Source organism: Rhodanobacter ginsenosidimutans (genome assembly GCF_042655685.1).
Taxonomy (GTDB): Bacteria; Pseudomonadota; Gammaproteobacteria; order Xanthomonadales; family Rhodanobacteraceae; genus Rhodanobacter; species Rhodanobacter ginsenosidimutans.
The window spans coordinates 637,069-655,296 of sequence record NZ_JBHSMM010000001.1 but is presented as its reverse complement, the minus strand read 5'-3'; the positions used below and the strand labels follow the sequence as shown (position 1 = coordinate 655,296).

14 protein-coding genes are annotated in these 18,228 nt (G+C 67.0%); 2 read left to right on the top strand and 12 right to left on the bottom strand.

The features are described from left to right. Positions 1-75 precede the first annotated feature (75 nt). The gene (locus ACFPK0_RS02800) at positions 76-1,380 is read left to right on the top strand and encodes a histidine-type phosphatase (RefSeq protein WP_377338218.1); all 1,305 of its coding nucleotides are present in this window, start codon (positions 76-78) and stop codon (positions 1,378-1,380) included. Positions 1,381-1,518: 138 nt separating this feature from the next. On the opposite strand, the gene ACFPK0_RS02795 is transcribed toward ACFPK0_RS02800, so the two are convergent. From ACFPK0_RS02795 to ACFPK0_RS02780, 4 genes are all read right to left on the bottom strand, one after another. After that, positions 1,519-1,656, bottom strand: a complete 138-nt coding sequence (locus ACFPK0_RS02795; protein ID WP_156458983.1) for a hypothetical protein — start codon at positions 1,654-1,656, stop codon at positions 1,519-1,521. Positions 1,657-1,918: 262 nt separating this feature from the next. Then, complete coding sequence (locus ACFPK0_RS02790) at positions 1,919-3,274, bottom strand: sensor histidine kinase (RefSeq protein WP_377338216.1); 1,356 nt, start codon at positions 3,272-3,274, stop codon at positions 1,919-1,921. Next, positions 3,271-3,933 carry a response regulator transcription factor gene (locus ACFPK0_RS02785; protein ID WP_377338214.1) on the bottom strand — a complete coding sequence of 221 codons (663 nt, stop codon included), beginning with the start codon at positions 3,931-3,933 and terminating at the stop codon, positions 3,271-3,273. The genes ACFPK0_RS02790 and ACFPK0_RS02785 overlap by 4 nt, the downstream gene beginning before the upstream one ends. After that, complete coding sequence (locus ACFPK0_RS02780) at positions 3,933-4,274, bottom strand: PepSY domain-containing protein (protein WP_377338212.1); 342 nt, start codon at positions 4,272-4,274, stop codon at positions 3,933-3,935. The genes ACFPK0_RS02785 and ACFPK0_RS02780 overlap by 1 nt, the downstream gene beginning before the upstream one ends. Positions 4,275-4,384: 110 nt before the next feature. Here ACFPK0_RS02780 and ACFPK0_RS02775 point away from each other — a divergent pair, with 110 nt between their 5' ends. Beyond that, positions 4,385-6,439, top strand: coding sequence for a TonB-dependent receptor plug domain-containing protein (locus tag ACFPK0_RS02775; protein ID WP_377338210.1), 2,055 nt, complete (start codon positions 4,385-4,387; stop codon positions 6,437-6,439). 211 nt (positions 6,440-6,650) lie between these two features. Here the strand turns inward: ACFPK0_RS02775 and ACFPK0_RS02770 are convergent, their stop codons facing one another. The 8 genes from ACFPK0_RS02770 to ACFPK0_RS02735 form a co-directional block, all read right to left on the bottom strand. Continuing rightward, the gene (locus ACFPK0_RS02770; protein WP_377338208.1) at positions 6,651-8,114 is read right to left on the bottom strand and encodes an alkaline phosphatase D family protein; all 1,464 of its coding nucleotides are present in this window, start codon (positions 8,112-8,114) and stop codon (positions 6,651-6,653) included. After that, entirely contained in the window at positions 8,111-8,923 is an 813-nt protein-coding gene (locus ACFPK0_RS02765; protein ID WP_377338206.1) for an inositol monophosphatase family protein, read from the bottom strand. The genes ACFPK0_RS02770 and ACFPK0_RS02765 overlap by 4 nt, the downstream gene beginning before the upstream one ends. 5 nt (positions 8,924-8,928) lie before the next feature. Further along, positions 8,929-10,224, bottom strand: coding sequence for an MFS transporter (locus ACFPK0_RS02760; RefSeq protein ID WP_377338204.1), 1,296 nt, complete (start codon positions 10,222-10,224; stop codon positions 8,929-8,931). A 723-nt stretch (positions 10,225-10,947) separates the two neighbouring features. Continuing rightward, positions 10,948-12,444, bottom strand: a complete 1,497-nt coding sequence (locus tag ACFPK0_RS02755; RefSeq protein ID WP_377338202.1) for a CoA-acylating methylmalonate-semialdehyde dehydrogenase — start codon at positions 12,442-12,444, stop codon at positions 10,948-10,950. Positions 12,445-12,661: 217 nt separating this feature from the next. Then, positions 12,662-13,471 (bottom strand): 5-deoxy-glucuronate isomerase, encoded by an 810-nt coding sequence (gene iolB, locus ACFPK0_RS02750; RefSeq protein WP_377338200.1) that lies wholly within the window; start codon positions 13,469-13,471, stop codon positions 12,662-12,664. Continuing rightward, positions 13,468-14,361, bottom strand: coding sequence for a myo-inosose-2 dehydratase (gene iolE / locus ACFPK0_RS02745; protein ID WP_377338198.1), 894 nt, complete (start codon positions 14,359-14,361; stop codon positions 13,468-13,470). The genes iolB and iolE overlap by 4 nt, the downstream gene beginning before the upstream one ends. Beyond that, positions 14,358-16,196: a 3D-(3,5/4)-trihydroxycyclohexane-1,2-dione acylhydrolase (decyclizing) gene (iolD, locus tag ACFPK0_RS02740; RefSeq protein WP_377338196.1), complete on the bottom strand. Its 1,839-nt coding sequence runs from the start codon at positions 16,194-16,196 to the stop codon at positions 14,358-14,360. The genes iolE and iolD overlap by 4 nt, the downstream gene beginning before the upstream one ends. Before the next feature lies 1 nt (position 16,197). Further along, entirely contained in the window at positions 16,198-18,150 is a 1,953-nt protein-coding gene (locus ACFPK0_RS02735) for a bifunctional 5-dehydro-2-deoxygluconokinase/5-dehydro-2-deoxyphosphogluconate aldolase (protein ID WP_377338194.1), read from the bottom strand. Between the last annotated feature and the right edge of the window lie 78 nt (positions 18,151-18,228).

Below are 18,228 nucleotides of genomic sequence, written 5' to 3'. Positions count from 1 at the left end.
CCGTTTTTTTCTGCATCCATCGCGAGCGAGGTCACGGCAACCTGCCGTTGGCCATGATCCACGAGGAATCCGACCATGCTCAAGACACGTCCGATGCTGCCTGCCCTGCTGGCAGGCGCCTTCGTGCTGGTAGCGGGCGCCTGCACGCGTCCGCATGAAGCGCCCCCCGCGCCGGCCCCCGCCGCTTCCACGCACGCCAGTTCCGCGCCCACCGTTGCGCCCAGCGAGTTGCGGCTGGAACGCGTGGTCATGTTGATGCGTCATGGCGTGCGCCCGCCCACCAAGCCGCAGGTCACCCCGCCAAGGACCAACGATCAACCGTGGCCCAAATGGACCACGGATTTCGGAGAGTTGACCACGCACGGTTACGACGCGGTGCGTCTGCTCGGCGAGTGGGACCGTGCCAACTGGGCGGCGCGCGGCCTGCTGCCCGCCGCAGGTTGCCCGGCAGTGGCCGACGTGGATGTGGCGGCGAGCTCCAAATCGCGCACCCAGGCGACGGCGCGTGCCCTGCTGGAGGGGCTTGCGCCGGGCTGCCACATCGACGTCTCGTTCCCCGCCGACAAGCACGACGACGTGGTGTTCCATCCTCTGGAGACCGGCGCGATGGCGATCGACGCCGACGAAGCCATGCGCGCGGTGGAGGCAGTGATGCCGCCCGGCGGCATGGCCGCGGAAGTGAAGGCCAACGCGCCACTCTTCGAATTGCTCAACCACGCACTGGGCTGCACGCCCGGCGCCGCGTGCGATATCTCGACCATGCCGGCTGGCCTGGTGCGCAACGAGAACGATCGCCCGGATGTGGGCGACCCGTTCGGCATCGCCTCCACCGCCAGCCAGACCTTCCTGCTGGAATACCTCGAAGGCATGCCCATGAAGGATGTCGCCTGGGGGCGCCTCGATCGCAAACAGATCGCGACCCTGCTCGAGTTCCATCCGATCAAGTATCGCTATGAAGGCCGCGTGCCATACGTTGCCGACCGTGCTGCCTCACCGTTGGCCGCGCGTATGCTCGCCGCCGTGGAGCACGGCCCCAAGCTCACGTTGCTGGTAGGCCACGACACCAACATCGCCGACCTCGGCGGCATGCTCGACCTGCATTGGCAGGTGCCCGGCTATCCGCGCGACGATCCGCCGCCTGCCGGCGCGATCGGTTTCGAGGTCCTGGCCGATGCCGCCGGCGAGCAGTTCGTGCGTGCGTTCTACCGCTCGCAGACGATGGACCAGGTGCGTGAGCTGCAGAAGCTGGATGAAGGCAACTCGCCGTCCTACGAATATCTGTCGATCCCGGGGTGCGACCAGCGCTGCCCCATCGCGGACTTCGAGCGGATCGTGGGCGCCAAGCTGATCGAGCCGCTGCGTACGCCAGCGGCGAAGTGAGCGTTGCACCGGGGCGGCATCTCGGCCCCGGTGGATTCATGCACTTCCCGGCAGGTCCTGTTCGCTAACCCGCGCGCAATTGCGACGGGCGAACCGGCTGGGTCGCGGGCACCGCGCTCGGCCAGACCCGTGCCGTGTTCAGCCCGCGTAACCGCCGCCCACGACGACCACCTTCGCTTCGTGCCGACCCTGCAACGTGGCGTACAGCGCATGGGCATGGGCATGGAGCACGGCGGTGTCGCGGTAATAGGAGGGTGGTGGCAAACCTCGGGTCATGTGGCGTACCCGACAACCGGTGCGCGCAAGGCGACGAGTGCCGGAAGGCTGGTTTGCCGCACGAGCCTCAGTTCATCGCTGCACTTGAATGCGTACGTGTCAGAACTTGTGAAGAAGACCACTTCCAGTGGTCTTCTTCCATCTCGCGTCCGGTACGTGCCCGGCCATCGGGCAACCGCTCCCTGCGTTGCCCCAACTCGGGCATCCTTGCCCTCGCCATGCCCTCTATGGCCGGGCTGAGAGATTGGAAAATCACAACCGCTCAGCCCGGCTTTCTGCTGGCGTCCCAGGTGAAGCAGACCTGCAAGCCGCCCAGTGCGGAGCGGGACATGCCGATGGCGCCGCCGGTGGCCTCGGCCAATTCGCGCGCGATCGCCAACCCCAGGCCACTGCCGCCCTGCGCCTCGTCCAGCCGGCCACCGCGTGCCAGCGCCGCCTTGGCCTGATCGGTGTCGATGCCGGGACCATCGTCCTCGATCGCCACGCGCGTCCACCCCGGCCCGGCCTCCGCTTGTATCCGCACTTGCCGACGCGCATAGCGCACGGCGTTTTCCAGCACTGCGCCCAGAATTTCCGACAGGTCATCCGGCAGCACTGCCAGTTGCAGGTTGGCGGGGATGTCCAGCGTGAACGCCAATTCGCCGCCACGATCGGTCTGCTCCAACACTGTCACCAGCCGCTCCACCGTGGCGCGCACGAACGCGCTGCCGCCGGGTTGGCGACGGATGGCGGCAATGCGGGCGCGAGCCAATTCTGCCTCGACGGTGCGCTGGATGGCGGCGATGGCGCGATCCAGTCCATCGGCGGCCTTGTCGGCACCGGCGTCGCGGGCGCGCCGGCTTTGCGCGGCCATGGCCGCCAGCGGTGTCTTCAAGCTGTGCGCCAGATCGGCGGCGCGCTGGCGCGCCACGGCGAGGTCGCGCTCGCGCGTGTCGGCCAGCGCGTTGATGGAATCGACCAGCGGCTGCACCTCACGCAAGCGCGCTTCGGGCAGGCGCGCGCTGGCGCTTTCGCGCAACGCGGCCAGCTCGCTGCGCACGCGGCCGAGCGGCCGCAAACCCAGTCGCACCTGCAGCCACGCCGCGCCGGACAGCACCACCCACAGCCCCGCCAGGAACGCCGCCAGCTCGCGCCCGAATTCCGCGCGGGCCGAGGCCAGCGGCGCGCTGTCCTGAGCCAGTTGCAACAGCGCTGGCGCGTCCCGATCCGCCAGCGCCACGCGTCGTTCCAACAGCGACACCGGCTTGCCATAAGGCCCGTTTGCATGACGCAGGCGCCAACCATCCAGCGGCGCGTCGGTGGACGGCGGCAGATCGGCATCCCACAGCGAGCGCGATCGCAGCGTGCCGGCGGCGGTGGTCACCTGCCAGTAGTAACCGCCGGCCGGCGTCTCCAGTCGCGAATCCACCGGCGGACGCTCGATCCGCGGCGCCTCGCCCGGCGTAATCACCAGACCGGCCACCAGACGCAGCCCATCGCGCGTCATCTCCGCCTGCAGCCGACGCTCCAGGTGGTGCTCGAACAACACGGTCATGAACAGCCACGCCAGCACCAGCGCCAGCAGGATCGCCGCCATGGCGCCGCCAAGCAGGCGCCAGTGCAGCGAGCGAGCGATCATGCGCCAGGCTCCAGCAGGTAGCCGAAGCCGCGGCGGGTGACGATGATGCCGGCGCCGAACTTGCGCCGCAGCCGCGCCACGATCGCCTCGATGGCGTTGGTGTCGCCGTCCTCGGTCGCACCGTAGAGATGTTCGGCAAGCTCGCCAGCGGACACCGCGCGGCCGCTTTGGTGGGAGAGGTAATCCAGCAGGCGAAATTCCAGCGGCGACAACCGCGCCGGCGCGCCGTTGAACACCGCGCTCATGCGCAGGGTGTCCAGCCGCAGGCCGCCGATCGCCACCACGCTGCTCACGCGCCCCGCGCCGCGCCGCACCAGCGCACGCACCCGCGCCACCAGCTCACCCATCTCGAACGGCTTGGCCATGTAGTCGTCGGCGCCGGCCTCGATGCCTTCCACCTTCTCGGTCCAGTCGCCCCGCGCGGACACGATGATCACCGGAAATGCGCGCTCCGCGGCGCGCCAGCGGCGCAGCACCGACAGACCATCCAGCCGCGGCAGGCCCAGATCCAGCACGGCAGCGTCGTAATCCTCCACGTCCCCGCGGTACCAGGCATCGTCGCCGTCGCCGGCGCGATCGACGACGAAGCCGGCGGCCTCCAGCGCGCGCGCCAGGTCGGCCTGGATGTCCGGATCGTCCTCGACCACCAGGCAGCGCATCAGTCGTCCTTGATCTTGCGCACGGTGCCGGTGCGCGCGCTCAGTTTCACCTTGCGCACCTGGCCGGCGGCGGTGAGTACTTTCACCTCGTACTCCCAGCCGTGCTTGCCGTGCTCGAGTTCCACTTCGATGGCGTCGCCTGGCACGTGCTGCTGCACGATGGCGAGAATGCGGCTGAGCGGCAGGATCTCGCCCCGCTGCAGCAGCGCGCGGGCCTCGACATGATCGTCGTGGTCGCCGGCCAGCGCGCGCGGGGACAGCCCCAGCGCAAACGCGCCCAGCAACAGCGCGGCGAACGAGAAGGGAATGGCGAGGCGGCGGATCAGACGATAGGTATTCATGGGGTCGATCCTGCGGCAACCGCGCTGACAGCAAGCTGACATCGGGCGTGGCGCGGATGTCAGCAACGCCGGCACAGACTGCGGGGAACTCCTGCGGAATCGAAGTCTCCATGTCCATCGCTTCGCGTGCAAGCTGGTTCGTCCTGGCGTCCATCGCCGGGCTGTCAATCATCCCCGCGGCACCGGCGCAACAGCCGCCGGCCATACGCGGCGGCGACGTCACCATTTACTCGCCCGCCGACTTCGCCGACAACGCACCGGCCAACGCGTGGGACATGCTCTCGCGGCTGCCCGGCTTCGTCACCGTGGATGCCGACGAGGACGTGCGCGGCTACGCCGGCGCGCGCGGCAACGTGTTGATCGACGGCGCGCGCCCCACCAGCAAGCATGAGGACGCCAAGACCCTGCTCAAGCGCATCCCGGCCAGCGCGGTGGCGCGCATCGAGCTGATCCGCGGCGGCGTGCCCGGTATCGACATGGCCGGCTACGCCCTGCTGGCCAACGTGGTGCGCCGGCACGAAGCCACCAGCCAGTCCGCCATCGAGGCCGGGATGATCGCCGGCACCGACGGCTGGCTCGCGCCCAAGGGCCAGTGGGAATACGGCCGCCGCTGGGACGGCCACACGCTGGACCTGGCCGTGAAGCTCGACCCGGAACTCGACGACGACAGCGGCCGCGGCCACATCGACACCTTCGCGGCCGACGGCACGCGGCCGCAGCGCGAACGGCTGGATACCCGCACCATCAAGAACAAGGGCGACGCCAGCGCCAACTGGCGCCAGCCACTGGCCGGCGGCCAGCTCAGCATCAACCTCGCCGCCCGCGGCGAACGCGCGCGCACCGACACCCGCATCGACGCGCAAGCGCCCGCCGACGGCAGCGAGCGCGTGCACGAAAACGAGGACACCAACGAAGCCGAAGCCGGCGCCCGCTACGTGCGCGAGTTCGGCGCACGCACGCGGCTGGAATTGATGGCCACCCGCCACCAGGCCTGGCTCGACGACCTCGAGCGCTCGCGCGACGACGGCGATGACGAAACCTTCGACGAACACACCCGCACCGCCGAAAGCATCGGCCGCATCGATTTCACCCATGCCTGGTCCGATGCGCTCACCTTCAACGGTTCGTTCGAGGGCGCACGCAACACCCTGCGCAGCAGCACCCGTCTGCAACAGGACGGCATCGACATCGCCCTGCCCGGCTCCGACGTGCAGATCGAGGAGCGCCGCAGCGAAGCCGCCGCCGGCGCCACCTGGAAACCCGCGCCCGGCTGGATGCTCGACGCCGATCTGCGGCTGGAGCAATCCACCATCGCGCAAACCGGCGACTCGCCGCGCCAACGCCACTTCACCTATCCCAAGCCGTTCGTATCGGTGCAATGGGATGTCGACCCCGGCAACCAGCTGCGGCTGGCGCTCTCGCGCGAAGTCGGCCAGCTCGACTTCGAGGACTTTGTCGCCTCCGCCTCGCTGGAAACAGGCCGCATCAGCGCCGGCAACGCCGAACTCAAACCCGACCGCACCTGGCGCAGCGCCCTCACCTGGGAACACCAGCTCTGGCGCGACGCCGCCTTCACCGCGAGCTGGACCCACGAGCGTATCAGCGACGTAGTCGACCGCGTACTGGTGATCACCGACGACGACATCTTCGACGCCCCCGGCAACATCGGCGACGGCCGCCGCGACACCCTGGCATTGGACATATCCGTGCCACTCGACGGCATCGGCTTCCACGGCGGCCGCCTCACCTCATCGATGCAATGGCGCCGCAGCCGCGTCACCGATCCCACCACCGGCCGCCCCCGCCCCATCTCCGAGGAAAAACCCGTCGAAGGCAGCATCGAACTCACCCAGGACCTGCCCACCCTGCGCACCCACTGGGGCATCGAACTCGAACACATCGCCGAACGCAAGACCGAATATCGCTACGACGAGATCAAGCGCCAGTCCGAAGGCATGGGTTGGACCGTGTTCGTCGAACGGGAGATGGGGGCGCGCTGGCGTGTCCGTGCCGAGGCGACCGACCTGTTCGGACGCGGCTTCAGCGAGACGCGGGAGAAGTACGACGGACCACGCTCGATCCAACCGTTGCAGGAGATCGAGCGGCGCCGGCGGCGGTCACCGGGGTTCGTGAGCTTGACCTTCCGCTGCCGCACCGGGGCCTAGTGCACGTAAGCGCCGCCCGGCGAAAGCGGCTAGTGCTCCTTGCGCAGACGAACCAAAAAGCGTTGAACCTGCCTTCGGCCGTCTTTACGCCAGTGAACAGATGCGGAACCCTGGCGTCCACACGCACGCCGATCAAGATGGCGCACCGCCCGTCGCCGCGTGCCGTGGCTGCGCGGGAAGGATGGCCATCTCGCCGCGAACGCCTGCAACCTCAGCCGGACTTGCGTGTGGTGTACGGCTGTTCGGGCCAGCCTTCCGGCACGTCGTTGCCGTAGTAGCCGCCGCCGCGCTTGAAGCGTTCCAGCCGCTTCAGTTCGTTCGGATCGGATTTGCTGTCCCAGGTCTGCACACCGTTGCGCAGATCGTCCGGGGTCAGCACCAGCGGCTCCCACACCGGCTCGCCAAGCACGTCATGCAGGGTGTAGGTCATGCTGGGCTTGCCGCCCTTCATGCGAAAGTGCATCAGGCCCACGTTGACGCTGCGTGTCCAGGTATCGCGCACGCGCACTTCGGGCATTTGCCGCGTGTTCTTGTTCGCCGGCATCTGCGCCAGCGGCGAGGAGCACATGTCGTAGATGTCATAACCGCCCACGGTCGAGCGTGGAATGCAGTTGAGTTCACCCATGTGCGAGTCGCCGGAGATGCAGAACACGCCGCCGATGTCATGGTCGCGGATGTAGTCGAAGATCTCGTTGCGCTCGGTCAGGTAGGTGCCCCAGGAGTCGCCGCCCTTTTCGTTCTCCGCCGTGGACCAACCGCCACCGGAAACCAGCACTTTGAACGGAGCCTTGCTGGCGCTGAGCGCCGCCTTCAGCCAGCGCTTCTGGCGTGCGCCGAGCATGCTCTTGGCCGTGTTGTCGGGCTTTTCGATCGGATCACGGTTATAGCGGCCATCGAGGAAGAAGAAATCCACGCCGCCGTGGGAATGGCTGAAATACACGCCCGGCGAATCGGCCTCGCCATAGGAGGGGTTGGCCCAGAAATTCCTGAACACCTTCAGCGACTCCTGCTTGCGCGGGTGCCTGCCATCGGAATCGTTGTAGCCGAAATCATGGTCGTCCCAGATGGCCAGTTGCGGGGTGCTGCGCAACAGCGGGGCCAGCCTTTCTACCACGCGGCCACGGCTGTACAGGTCGGTGAGCACCGCCGGATCATCGCTGTCGCCGTAGATGTTGTCGCCCAGCCAGAAGAACAGATCCGGCTGCAGGCCGCGCACCGCGTTCCATATCGGCTGGTCGGCGTCGTACTGGATGCGGCAGCACGAACCGAACGCCACGCGGAAATCCGCCGGCCCCTCTGGCGCCGTGCGCGTGATGTAGTTGAACCACTGGTAGCGATCCTGCTCACCGTTGTATTTCAGCCGGTACCAGTACGGAGTATCGGGCTTGAGCCCTTCCGCGCGCAGCACCACGCAGCAATCGTCCGCGGCGCTGGCGCGGATCGTGGGGCCGATGATGGGAGTGCTGAAATCGCGGTCGGTGGAGTATTCCAGCGTGACATCGAATGCGCCGCTGGCGCGCACCCACACACTGAAATGATCCGGTCCGGAGGCGCCGACCATGGGACCGTTCAAGGCCCGCGGATAACCCAGCACGCGGCCGATGGCCCGCGGCACCAGGGCAAACAGGCCGACCATCACGGAGCCGGCAAGAAAGGCGCGACGATGCGGGTTCATGAGCTTGGTTCCCGTAGTGCGCGGTTCAGCTGTTCGATCAGTGCATCGTGGATGGCGCCGTTGCTGACGCAGACGTTGCCGCCGTGCACGTCCAGCGCGGCGCCCGTGACGGAGCTGGCCAGGCCGCCCGCTTCACGCACCAGGATCACGCCAGGCCCCATGTCCCAAGCATTGAGCGCACGCTCCCAATACGCGTCCCAGCGACCGGCCGCGACATAGGCCATGTCGACCGAACAGGCGCCTGTGCGGCGGATGCCCGCGACGTTGGCCGAGAGCAGCGCCATCTCCCTAGCGAACACCGGATGGTCGGGCTTGCCCGCGAATGGAATGCCGCAACCCAGTACGCTGTCCACCAGCCGATGGCGGCTTGATACATGGATGCGCTGACCGTTCAACCACGCACCGGCGCCCTTTTCGGCCACGTACATCTCGTTCAACACGGGCAGCCAGGTGACGCCGGCAACGATGTCACCCTCGCGCGCCAAGGCCACGTTGACACCCCACAGCGGCGTGCCGAACAGGAAATTGGTGGTGCCATCCAGGGGATCGGCGATCCACGTCTGTGCATCGTCCCCGCCGGAGGTGGCGCCACCTTCCTCGCCCAGAAAACCGTATGAAGGCCGCGCCTTGCCCAGGATCGCGCGGATGGTGCGCTCGGCTTCCTCGTCGGCGATGGAGACCAGGTCGGCCGGCCCGCTCTTGGTGCGCACGCCCAAAGAGGCGAGTGCGCCGAAGTGGCGCACCAGTCCATCGCCGGCGGCCCGCGCGGCGTCGATCATCGCTTTCAGGTCATCGGATGCTTGCAACATTGGAATCAGTCCCTGCGACGTGTGCGCCACAGGCTCAGCGCCAGCAGCATGGAAAGTACGGATGATCCGATCCAGAACGCGATGGCAGGCCCGAAGTTGTAGTGGCGCACGCCATCGATCATTTTCATGCCGTGCTGGATCAACATGCCGGACACCTGCTCCTGGATGCCCGCGCCGATGTAGCTGCAGATGCCGATGACGCCCATGGCGGCACCAGCCACGCGTTTGGGCGCGATATCCACCGCGAACAGCCCGCCCAGCGAGGTGACCAGGCCGGTCATGCCCATGCCGAACAACACCATCGCCAGGATCATCATCGGGAGATGGCTGGGCCCATAGAAGAACAGACCCAGCCCGACCAGCTCCAGCGCGGCAAACAGCAGGTTCACCGGCGGCCGGCGCGCGTCGAACAGCTTGTCGGAAATGAAGCCGAACGCGATGGCGCCGGCCATGCCCGCCAGCGTGCTGATCATCAGCAGCGTGCCGGCCATGGTCAGCGAATAACCGTGGATCTCCTGCAGGTAGAGAATGCCCCAGGAGTTGATCGCGTAGCGCGTCACGTAGGTGGTGGCCGAGGCAAGGCACAACACCCAGATGGCCGGCATTTTCAGGATCGACAACTGCAGCTTCAGCACCGAGGCGATCTTCGGTTTGGCGGTCTCGCCGAAGTTGTCGTCCTGCCAGTCGTTGACCGCCGGCAGGCCCAGCGTCTGCGGACGATCCTGCAACAACAGGTACGCGCCAATCGCGGTGGCCACGCCGATCATGCCCGGACCCCAGAAACCGAAACGCCAGCCGAAGGCGGCCACCGTGGCGCCCACCACGAGGAAGGTCAGCCCCTCGCCGATGGAATGCGCGGTGCTCCAGATGCCGTACGCGCGGCCGCGTTCACGGTTGGAAAACCACGATGTCATCGCCACCACGCCACCGGGTGCACCGAAACTCTGGAACCAGCCGTTGACACCCCACAGGATCACCGCCACCCACACCACGGTGACGAAACCCATCGCCAGGTTGCACAACGCCGTGGCCAGGAAGGCGAACGCCAGAAACCGCTTGATATTGGCGTGATCGGCCAGAAAACCGTTGGTGAGCTTGCCGATGGCGTAGGTATAGAACAGCGCCGAGCCGATCAGACCCAGCTCGGTGGGAGTGAAGATGCCGGCATCGATGATCGGCTTCTTCACCACGCCCAGGGCCAGCCGACAGGTGTAGATCAGGCCGTAGCCCAACGTGATCGCCACCATCACGCGCAAGCGGTGCTTGCGGTACTGCCGGTCGATCACGCCCCTGTCGGCCATCTCGGGCTGGTCGGCGCCTGTTGCGAAAAATGCCAGCCATCCACCCGCCATAGGACTCCCCCTTCAACAGCCGGCGTGCAGGTACCCCGGCCTCGTTGCAATCAGACTATTTCATTTCGTCAATAATTGGAAGAATTATTCCATAGATGCCGGCAGCGTGCTTCCACCGCTGTGCGGGGATGCTGCCCGAAAGGCTGATGGGGCCCCGCGAAGCTTGCTTCCCCCGCCCGCGGGGGAAGCTGCCCGAAGGGCTGAAGGGGGGCGCTTTTGCGGGGCAAGATCAAGAGCCACCCCCATCCGCCTTCGGCACCTTCCCCCGTAAACGGGGGAAGGGAAATTCAGAGCTTCGGCTTCGCCTTCCTGTCCATGCGGGAATCCCGGCTTCCCGCGAAGCTCGCTTCCCCCGCCCGCGGGGGAAGCTGCCCGGAGGGCGGAAGGGGGCGCTTTGCGGGGCAAGATCAAGAGCACCCCCATCCGCCTTCGGCACCTTCCCCCGAAAACGGGGGAAGGGAGATTCAGAGCTGCGGCTTCGCCTTCCTGTCCATGCAGGGAATCCCAGCTTCCCGCGAAGCTTGCTTCCCCCGTCCTCGGGGGAAGCTGCCCGAAGGGCTGAAGGGGGCGCTTTTACCGGGCAAGATCAAGAGCCACCCCCATCCGCCTTCGGCACCTTCCCCCGTAAAAACGGGGGAAGGAACAGTGGCGCGCTGCGCCGCGTGCGCAGCATCACAACGTCGGGATGACAAAGCTCTGCTCGATCGCCTCGCCGCCCTTGGGCCAGCGTTGGGTCACGGTCTTGGTGCGGGTATAGAAGCGCACGCCGTCCATGCCGTACTGGTTGAGGTCGGCGAAGCCCGAACGCTTCCAGCCGCCGAAGCTGTGGTACGCCACCGGCACCGGGATGGGCACGTTGATGCCCACCATGCCCACCTCGACACGGTCGGCGAATTCGCGCGCGGCATCGCCGCTGCGGGTGAAGATGCTGACGCCGTTGCCGTATTGATGCTGGGACGGCAGCGCCAGGGCTTCCTCGAACGTGTTCGCGCGCACGATCTGCAGCACCGGGCCGAAGATTTCGTCCTGATAGGTTTTCATGTCGGCGGTGACGTGGTCGAACAAGGTGGGCGCCAGGAAGAAGCCGTCTTCGTGTCCGGGCACTTTCAGGCCACGGCCATCGACCACCAGCTCCGCACCCTCGTCCACGCCGAGCTGGATATAGTTTTCGATGCGCGCCTTGTGCGCGGCCGATACCACCGGGCCGTAATGCGCGTCCGGATTGCTGGACACACCCACCTGCAACGCGGCGATCGCCGGCAGCAGTTTCGCGCGCAGGGCCTCGGCGGTGGCTTCGCCCACGGGCACCACCACCGGCAGCGCCATGCAGCGCTCGCCGGCCGAGCCGTAGGCCGCGCCCATCAGGTCGGCGACGACCTGGTCGAGATCGGCATCCGGCAACACGATGCCATGGTTCTTGGCGCCACCCATGCACTGCACGCGCTTGCCCTGCGCCGCGCCAGCCGCATACACCGACTGCGCCACGTCGGAGGAACCGACGAAGCTGACCGCCTTGATCAGCGGATGCGCCACGATGGCGTCCACCACCTCCTTGTCACCGTGCACCACGTTGAGGATGCCCGGCGGCAGGCCGGCCTCGATCATCAGTTCGGCCAGCCGCACCGGCACCGACGGGTCGCGCTCGGAGGGCTTCAGGATGAACGCGTTGCCGGTGGCGATGGCCGGGCCGAACATCCACATCGGGATCATCGCCGGGAAGTTGAACGGGGTGACGCCGGCCACCACGCCCAGCGGCTGGTGCGCCGAATAGACGTCTATCCGCGGACCGGCGCCCTGGGTGTACTCACCCTTCTGCAGGTGCGGGATGCCGCAGGCGAACTCGATCACCTCCAGCCCGCGCAACACGTCGCCATGCGCGTCGGATACCACCTTGCCGTGTTCGCTGGCCAGCAGCTCGGCCAATTCGTTCTTGTGCAGGTTGAGCAGGCGCACGAATTCCATCAGCACCCGCGCGCGACGCTGCGGGTTCACGGCGGCCCAGGCCGGCTGCGCCGTGGCCGCGTTGCATACCGCGCGATCCAGCTCCGCGGCATTGGCCCGCGATACCTTCGCCTGCACCTTGCCGGTATTGGGATCGAAGACGTCGCCGTAGCGGCCGGTGGTGCCGGCCACCGACTGGCCGTTGATGAAATGTTCGATGTTGCGCATGACTCACTCCTGGATGAATGTTTTCTGGTGGTGCCGAATCTCCGGCCCGAGAACCCGCTCCCCGTGTACCCGTGATTTTTTTGCTTCCTCCGCGTGCAGCGGGGAAAGCTGCCCGGAGGGCTGTTGGGTGAGAGGTGAAGAGCGCCCTCATCCGCCCTGTCGGGCACCTTTCCCCGCAGCGTGGGGGAAGGGAATTTGAGCGCCGCGAAACCCGGCCCTAACCAGGGCGTCGGGCGATCCAGTCGTGAGCCGGGTCGTTGCGGAAAATCCACTGGCGGTCGGGGCCCGCCATCACGTTGAGGTAGTAGAGGTCGTAGCCGTGGGGCGCGCCGACCGGGTGGTAGCCGCGCGGCACCATCACGACGTCGCCGTCTTCCACCGCCACGGTTTCGTCCAGGGTGCGGTCATCGGTGTAGACGCGCTGGAAGGCAAAACCTTGCGGCGGATTCAGGCGGTGGTAATAGGTTTCCTCCAGCGCGGTTTCGGCGCCTTCCTCGGCGGTGTCGTGCTTGTGCGGCGGGTAGCTGGACCAGTGCCCGCCGGGCGTGATCACTTCCACCACCAGCAGGCTGTCGGCCGGCTCGGTTTGCGGCAGGATGTTGCGTATGTAACGCGTATTGGTGCCGCTGCCACGTACTTCGCGGCTCATTGACGTTTCGGCGATCAGCCGCGGCAGGCCTTCGCCCGAGCCAGGTGCCGTGCAGACCGCCAGTTCCACCGGGCCCCACGCCGTCACCGTGTAGGACAGCCCGGCCGGCACATAGACCGCGCCCGGCGCCTTCGCATCGAACGGCGTGGCGCGCGTCCCCACATGCACGAAATGGGCGTTACCTGCATGCACGTCGGCGCTGCCGGCAACGATCACCAGACAGGTTTCGCGCCCCGTTTCACGATTGCTGTAGCGCTGGCCGTTAGCCAGCCTCACTACGCGGAAACCGACATGCTTCCAGCCGGCGCTGGCCGGCGTCACCTCGAGCACGGTACCGTCGGCCGCCGGATCGTGCGGTCGGACACGCAGGCCGCTCATTGCCCCATGCCCGCGCCGGCGGCCTCGCGTTTGAGCGTCTCCAGGCCCAACTCGGCATAGGCGCGCGGATTGGCGACGACCGGATCCTGCTCAGCCTCGATCACGATCCAACCGCTGTATTCGATGGTGTTGAGGGCCGACATGATGCGTGCGTAATCAAGCCCGCCGTCGCCCGGCACGGTGAACATGCCGGCCACCACGCCGTCGAGGAAGCTCGACCCATTCGCCACCATGCGCGTAAAGACGTCGCGGCGCACGTCCTTGCAATGCACGTGCGCAATCCGGTGAGGATGGCGCGCGATGACCCGCAGCGCATCGATGCCGCCCAGTGCGGCGTGACCGGTATCCAGCGTCAAACCGACCGAATGCCCGGTCATGGCCAGCAACGATTCCAGATCGTCGGCGTTTTCCACCACCGTACCCAGATGGTGGTGGTAGGCAAAACGCAGGCCTTGTGCCTGGATGTAGTCGGCCACCTCGGTCATGCGCTGGCCGAACAATGCCCAGCTTCCGGGGGTCAGGCGCGGCCTGTCGCTCATGTTGCGCGCACGCTGACCGTGGATGGCATTGCTGGTTTCGGCGATCACGAAAACGCTGCTGCCCATGGCCTTGAGCAATTCCAGATGTGGTTGCAATGCCTCGATTTCGGCGTGGGCTGTTCGCGTCAAAAGCGAGGCGCTGTACCAGCCACCGATGAGGTCGAGCTGGTGGCGCGCCAGCAGCGGCTTCAGGATTGAAGCGTCGCGCGGAAACTTGCCGCCCAGCTCCACTCCCTCGAAACCAAGTTGCTGGATGTCGTCCAGGATGTTTTCCAACGGCGTGTCGCCGCCCAGCTCGGGCATGTCGTCATTGGCCCAGGCAATCGGGCTGACGCCAAAACGGATGGTCATGACAAATCCCTCTTCATTCGTGTGCCTTGCTCGTAGGCGCGGCGCGCCGCTTCGACTTCAGGCCGTTGGGAAACCTCGGGCACCGCGACGTCCCACCACCAGCCGCCCGCCTCGGTGCTTTTCAATGGATCGGTGTCGATGACCACCACGTAGCTGCGCTCCGCCTTGCGGGCGCGGGCCATGGCGGCGGTCAGTTCGCCCAGCGAGGTCACGTGCTCGGACAGCGCGCCAAGGCTGGCCGCGTGGGCGGCGAAATCGATCTGCGGCAAGACCTGATGCGTGGCGTCGGCCAGCAGGTTGTTGAAACCGGCGCCACCTGTGGCGTGCTGCAACCGGTTGATGCAGCCGTAACCGCGGTTGTCCAGCAGCACCACGATCAGCTTGTGGCCCAGCATCACCGACGTCGCCAGCTCGGAGTTCGCCATCAGGTAGCTGCCATCGCCGACCATCACCACCACGTCGCGATCGGGCGCGGCCATCTTCACGCCCACGCCGCCGGCAATCTCGTAACCCATGCAGGAGAAGCCGTACTCGACGTGGTAGCTGTCCTGCCGCACGCAGCGCCACAGCTTGTGCAGCTCACCGGGCAGGCCACCGGCGGCGCACACCACGATGGCGTCATCGCCACAGCTGCGCTGTACCACACCGATCACCTGGGCATCGCTGGGCTGCGTCTGCGCATCGACCCCCGCGGTGGCGGCATCGACGGCGGCGTTCCATTCATCGATTTCCTGCTGCCTGTCCGCTTCCACGCCCGCATGCCAACCCGACAACTCCCGGGCCAGGGCCTGCAGCACGGTGCGTGCATCGCCCACCACCGCCAGCGCGTCATGCTTGTGCGCATCGAAGGCCTGCACGTTGATCTGCGCCACGCGGGCATCGGCAAACAGGCTGCGCGAGCCGGTGGTGAAATCCGCCAGCCGGGTGCCGATGCCGACCACCAGATCGGCACGCGCGGCGGCCGCGTTGGCGGCGCTCGATCCGGTGACGCCGATCGAGCCCAGCGCATGGGGATGGTTCCACGGCAAGGCACCCTTGCCGGCCTGGGTCTCGGCGACGGCCAGACCGGTGGCTTCGGCCAGCGCTGCCAGCGCCGCTTCCGCCTCGCTGTAGCGCGCGCCACCCCCGGCGATGAGCAGGGGATGCCTGGCCGATTTCAGCGCGGCGACCAGCGCGGCCAGCTCGCCGCTGTCCGCACCTTGCCGCCGCTCGCGCCACAACCGGGGCGCAAAGAAGGATTCCGGATAATCGAAGGCCTCGGCCTGCACGTCCTGGCAGAACGCGATGGTGGCCGGGCCGCAGGTGGCCGGGTCGAGCATCGTCGCCAGCGCTTTCGGCAGGGCGTCCATGATCTGCTCCGGCCGCGTGATGCGGTCGAAATAGCGCGACACCGGACGGAAGCAATCGTTGGCCGACACGCTGCCGTCGGCGAAATGCTCCACCTGCTGCAACACCGGGTCGGGCTGGCGACCGGCGAAAACGTCGCCCGGCAACAGCAGCACCGGCAAACGGTTCACATGCGCCAGCGCGGCGGCCGTCACCATGTTGGTGGCGCCGGGGCCGATCGAGCTGGTGCACACCATCGCGCGACGGCGACGCATCTGCTTCGCGTAGGCAATGGCGGCATGCGCCATGCCCTGCTCGTTGTGCGCGCGCCAGGTGGGAAAGCTGTCGCGCGCGGCATGCAGCGCCTCGCCGATTCCGGCCACGTTGCCGTGTCCGAAGATGGCCCATGCACCGGCGAAGTAAGGCAGCTCGCGGCCATCCACCAGCACGTGTTGTGCGGCCAGCCAGCGGACCGTCGCCTGTGCCGCCGTCAGTCGTCGCGTCGTCATCTCACACCGCCTTGCGCGTGATGCCCTTGGATGTGTCGCCGGACGCCTCGGCACGTGCCGCGCGCCATGCATTCACCAGCGTGCCGAAACTCGCGGCGAGATCGGCCACGGCCGCGTCGTCGTCGATGTCGCCGGCCAGCCAGCGCGCGGCGGCATCGGCGAAGATCGTTCGACCCACCGCAAACCCCTTCACGATCGGACTGGCCGCCGCCACCCGGAACGATGCCGCCAGCGCCGCCGCGCTCGCCTGCAGGCCCAGCAGCAACACGCCGCGGCACAGGGGATCGTTGCCGCGGATGACGTGCTCGATATTCGCCCACGTCGCGCTGTCCGCCGCCGGCTCGAGCTTCCACCAGTCCGGTTTCATGCCCTGATCATAGAGACGCTGGATGGCGCGCGCCGCGGTGTGCGCATCGACGGCGCCGTGGCGCGACACGATGATCTCCACCAACAGCTCGTGCCTCGTCTTGCGGCAGGCATCCTGCAGCCGGCGCAACTGGCGCTCCTGCTGCTCCAGCAGGTCGAGCGGGTCGTCCGGGTGATAGAACACCAGGCACTTCACCACATGGTTGCGCGGCCAGGTGGCCACTTCGGTGGCCACGTCCGCCGAGCTTTCAAAAGCCAGCGGACGCGAACCGGGCAACTCGATAGGCCGGCCGATCCAGTACGGCAAATCGGCAGCCGCCTCCAGCCCGCGCATGCCGTAGCGACCATCGAGAAGCACGCCAAAATGTTCGCCGGGCTTTGCCAGCTGGTTCACCGCGCGCAGCGTCAGCGCCTTGAACGCCGGGATGCGCGCCGGGTCGGCGCCGGTTTCGCGGCACAGGTCCTCGAACTGGCTGCGATGGTCCATTGCCAGCACGGTGAGGTCGTCGTAGACGCCGGTGCGGGTGGAAGCCCAGTGCACGTGCTCCAGCGCGGCATCGTCACGCAGGCGAAAGGGCCGCGGTGTGCCGTCGAGAAACTGCTGCAGCTCATCCCAGGTCGGCATCGCCGGCGCGCAGCCGTGGCGCGACACCACGATGGCGCCGCAGGCGTTGCCGTATTCGCAGCACATCGCCAACGGCTCGCCACGCAACCAGCCGCGCAGGAAGCCGGCCATGAACGCGTCGCCCGCGCCCAGCACGTTGAACACCTCGATCTGGAAGCCGCGACCCACCACGCCATCATCGAGGCTGTCGGGAATGGCGTCCGGAAACGCGGAGCACCCGTGAGCGCCACGCTTGCAAACCAGCAGCGCAGGCGTCTTTTCCCGGATGGCACGCATCGCGGCGATGGTGTCGGTGGAGCCGCCGAGGATGTGCATCTCCTCCTCGGTGCCCACGATCAGGTCGCACAGCGGCAACACTTCCTGCAACCGCGCAGTGACGCCGGCATGGGCCACGAAGCGGTTCTCGCCCATGTCCTTGCTGGTCAGTCCCCATAGCACCGGCCGGTAGTCGATGTCGAAAACCACCCGCGCCCCGGCCGCGCGTGCGATGCGGCAGGCGTGCACGGAGGCATCGAAAACATTCGGTTGCGACAGATGCGTACCGTTGATGAGCACCGCGCCGGCCGAGCGCACGAACGCTTCATCGATGTCGCCGGCGGCCAGCGCCATGTCCGCGCAGTTCTCGCGATAGAAGATCAACGGAAACGTGTCCGGATCACTGATGCCAAGGAAGACCAGTGCCGTCAACCGCTCGCTGTCGATCGCGACGCCGTTGGTCGCCACGCCTTCGCGAGCCAGTTCCTCGGTGATGAAACGGCCGAAATGGTCGGCGCCGACGCGGGTGATCAGGCCACTGCGCAAGCCCAGCCGCGACACTCCGATGGCGGTATTGGTGGGGCTGCCACCGATGTACTTGGCGAAAGACATCATGTCTTCCAGACGGCCGCCGGTTTGTTCGCCGTACAGATCGATGCTCGATCGCCCGATGGTAATCAGGTCAAGCTGCTGCGCTGCCCCTGGCATAAGTGCTTTCTCTCACGAATATCCGGCGCCCGTCGCGCCGAATGCACGTAAAATATATTCCATTTATTTCTTGAACGC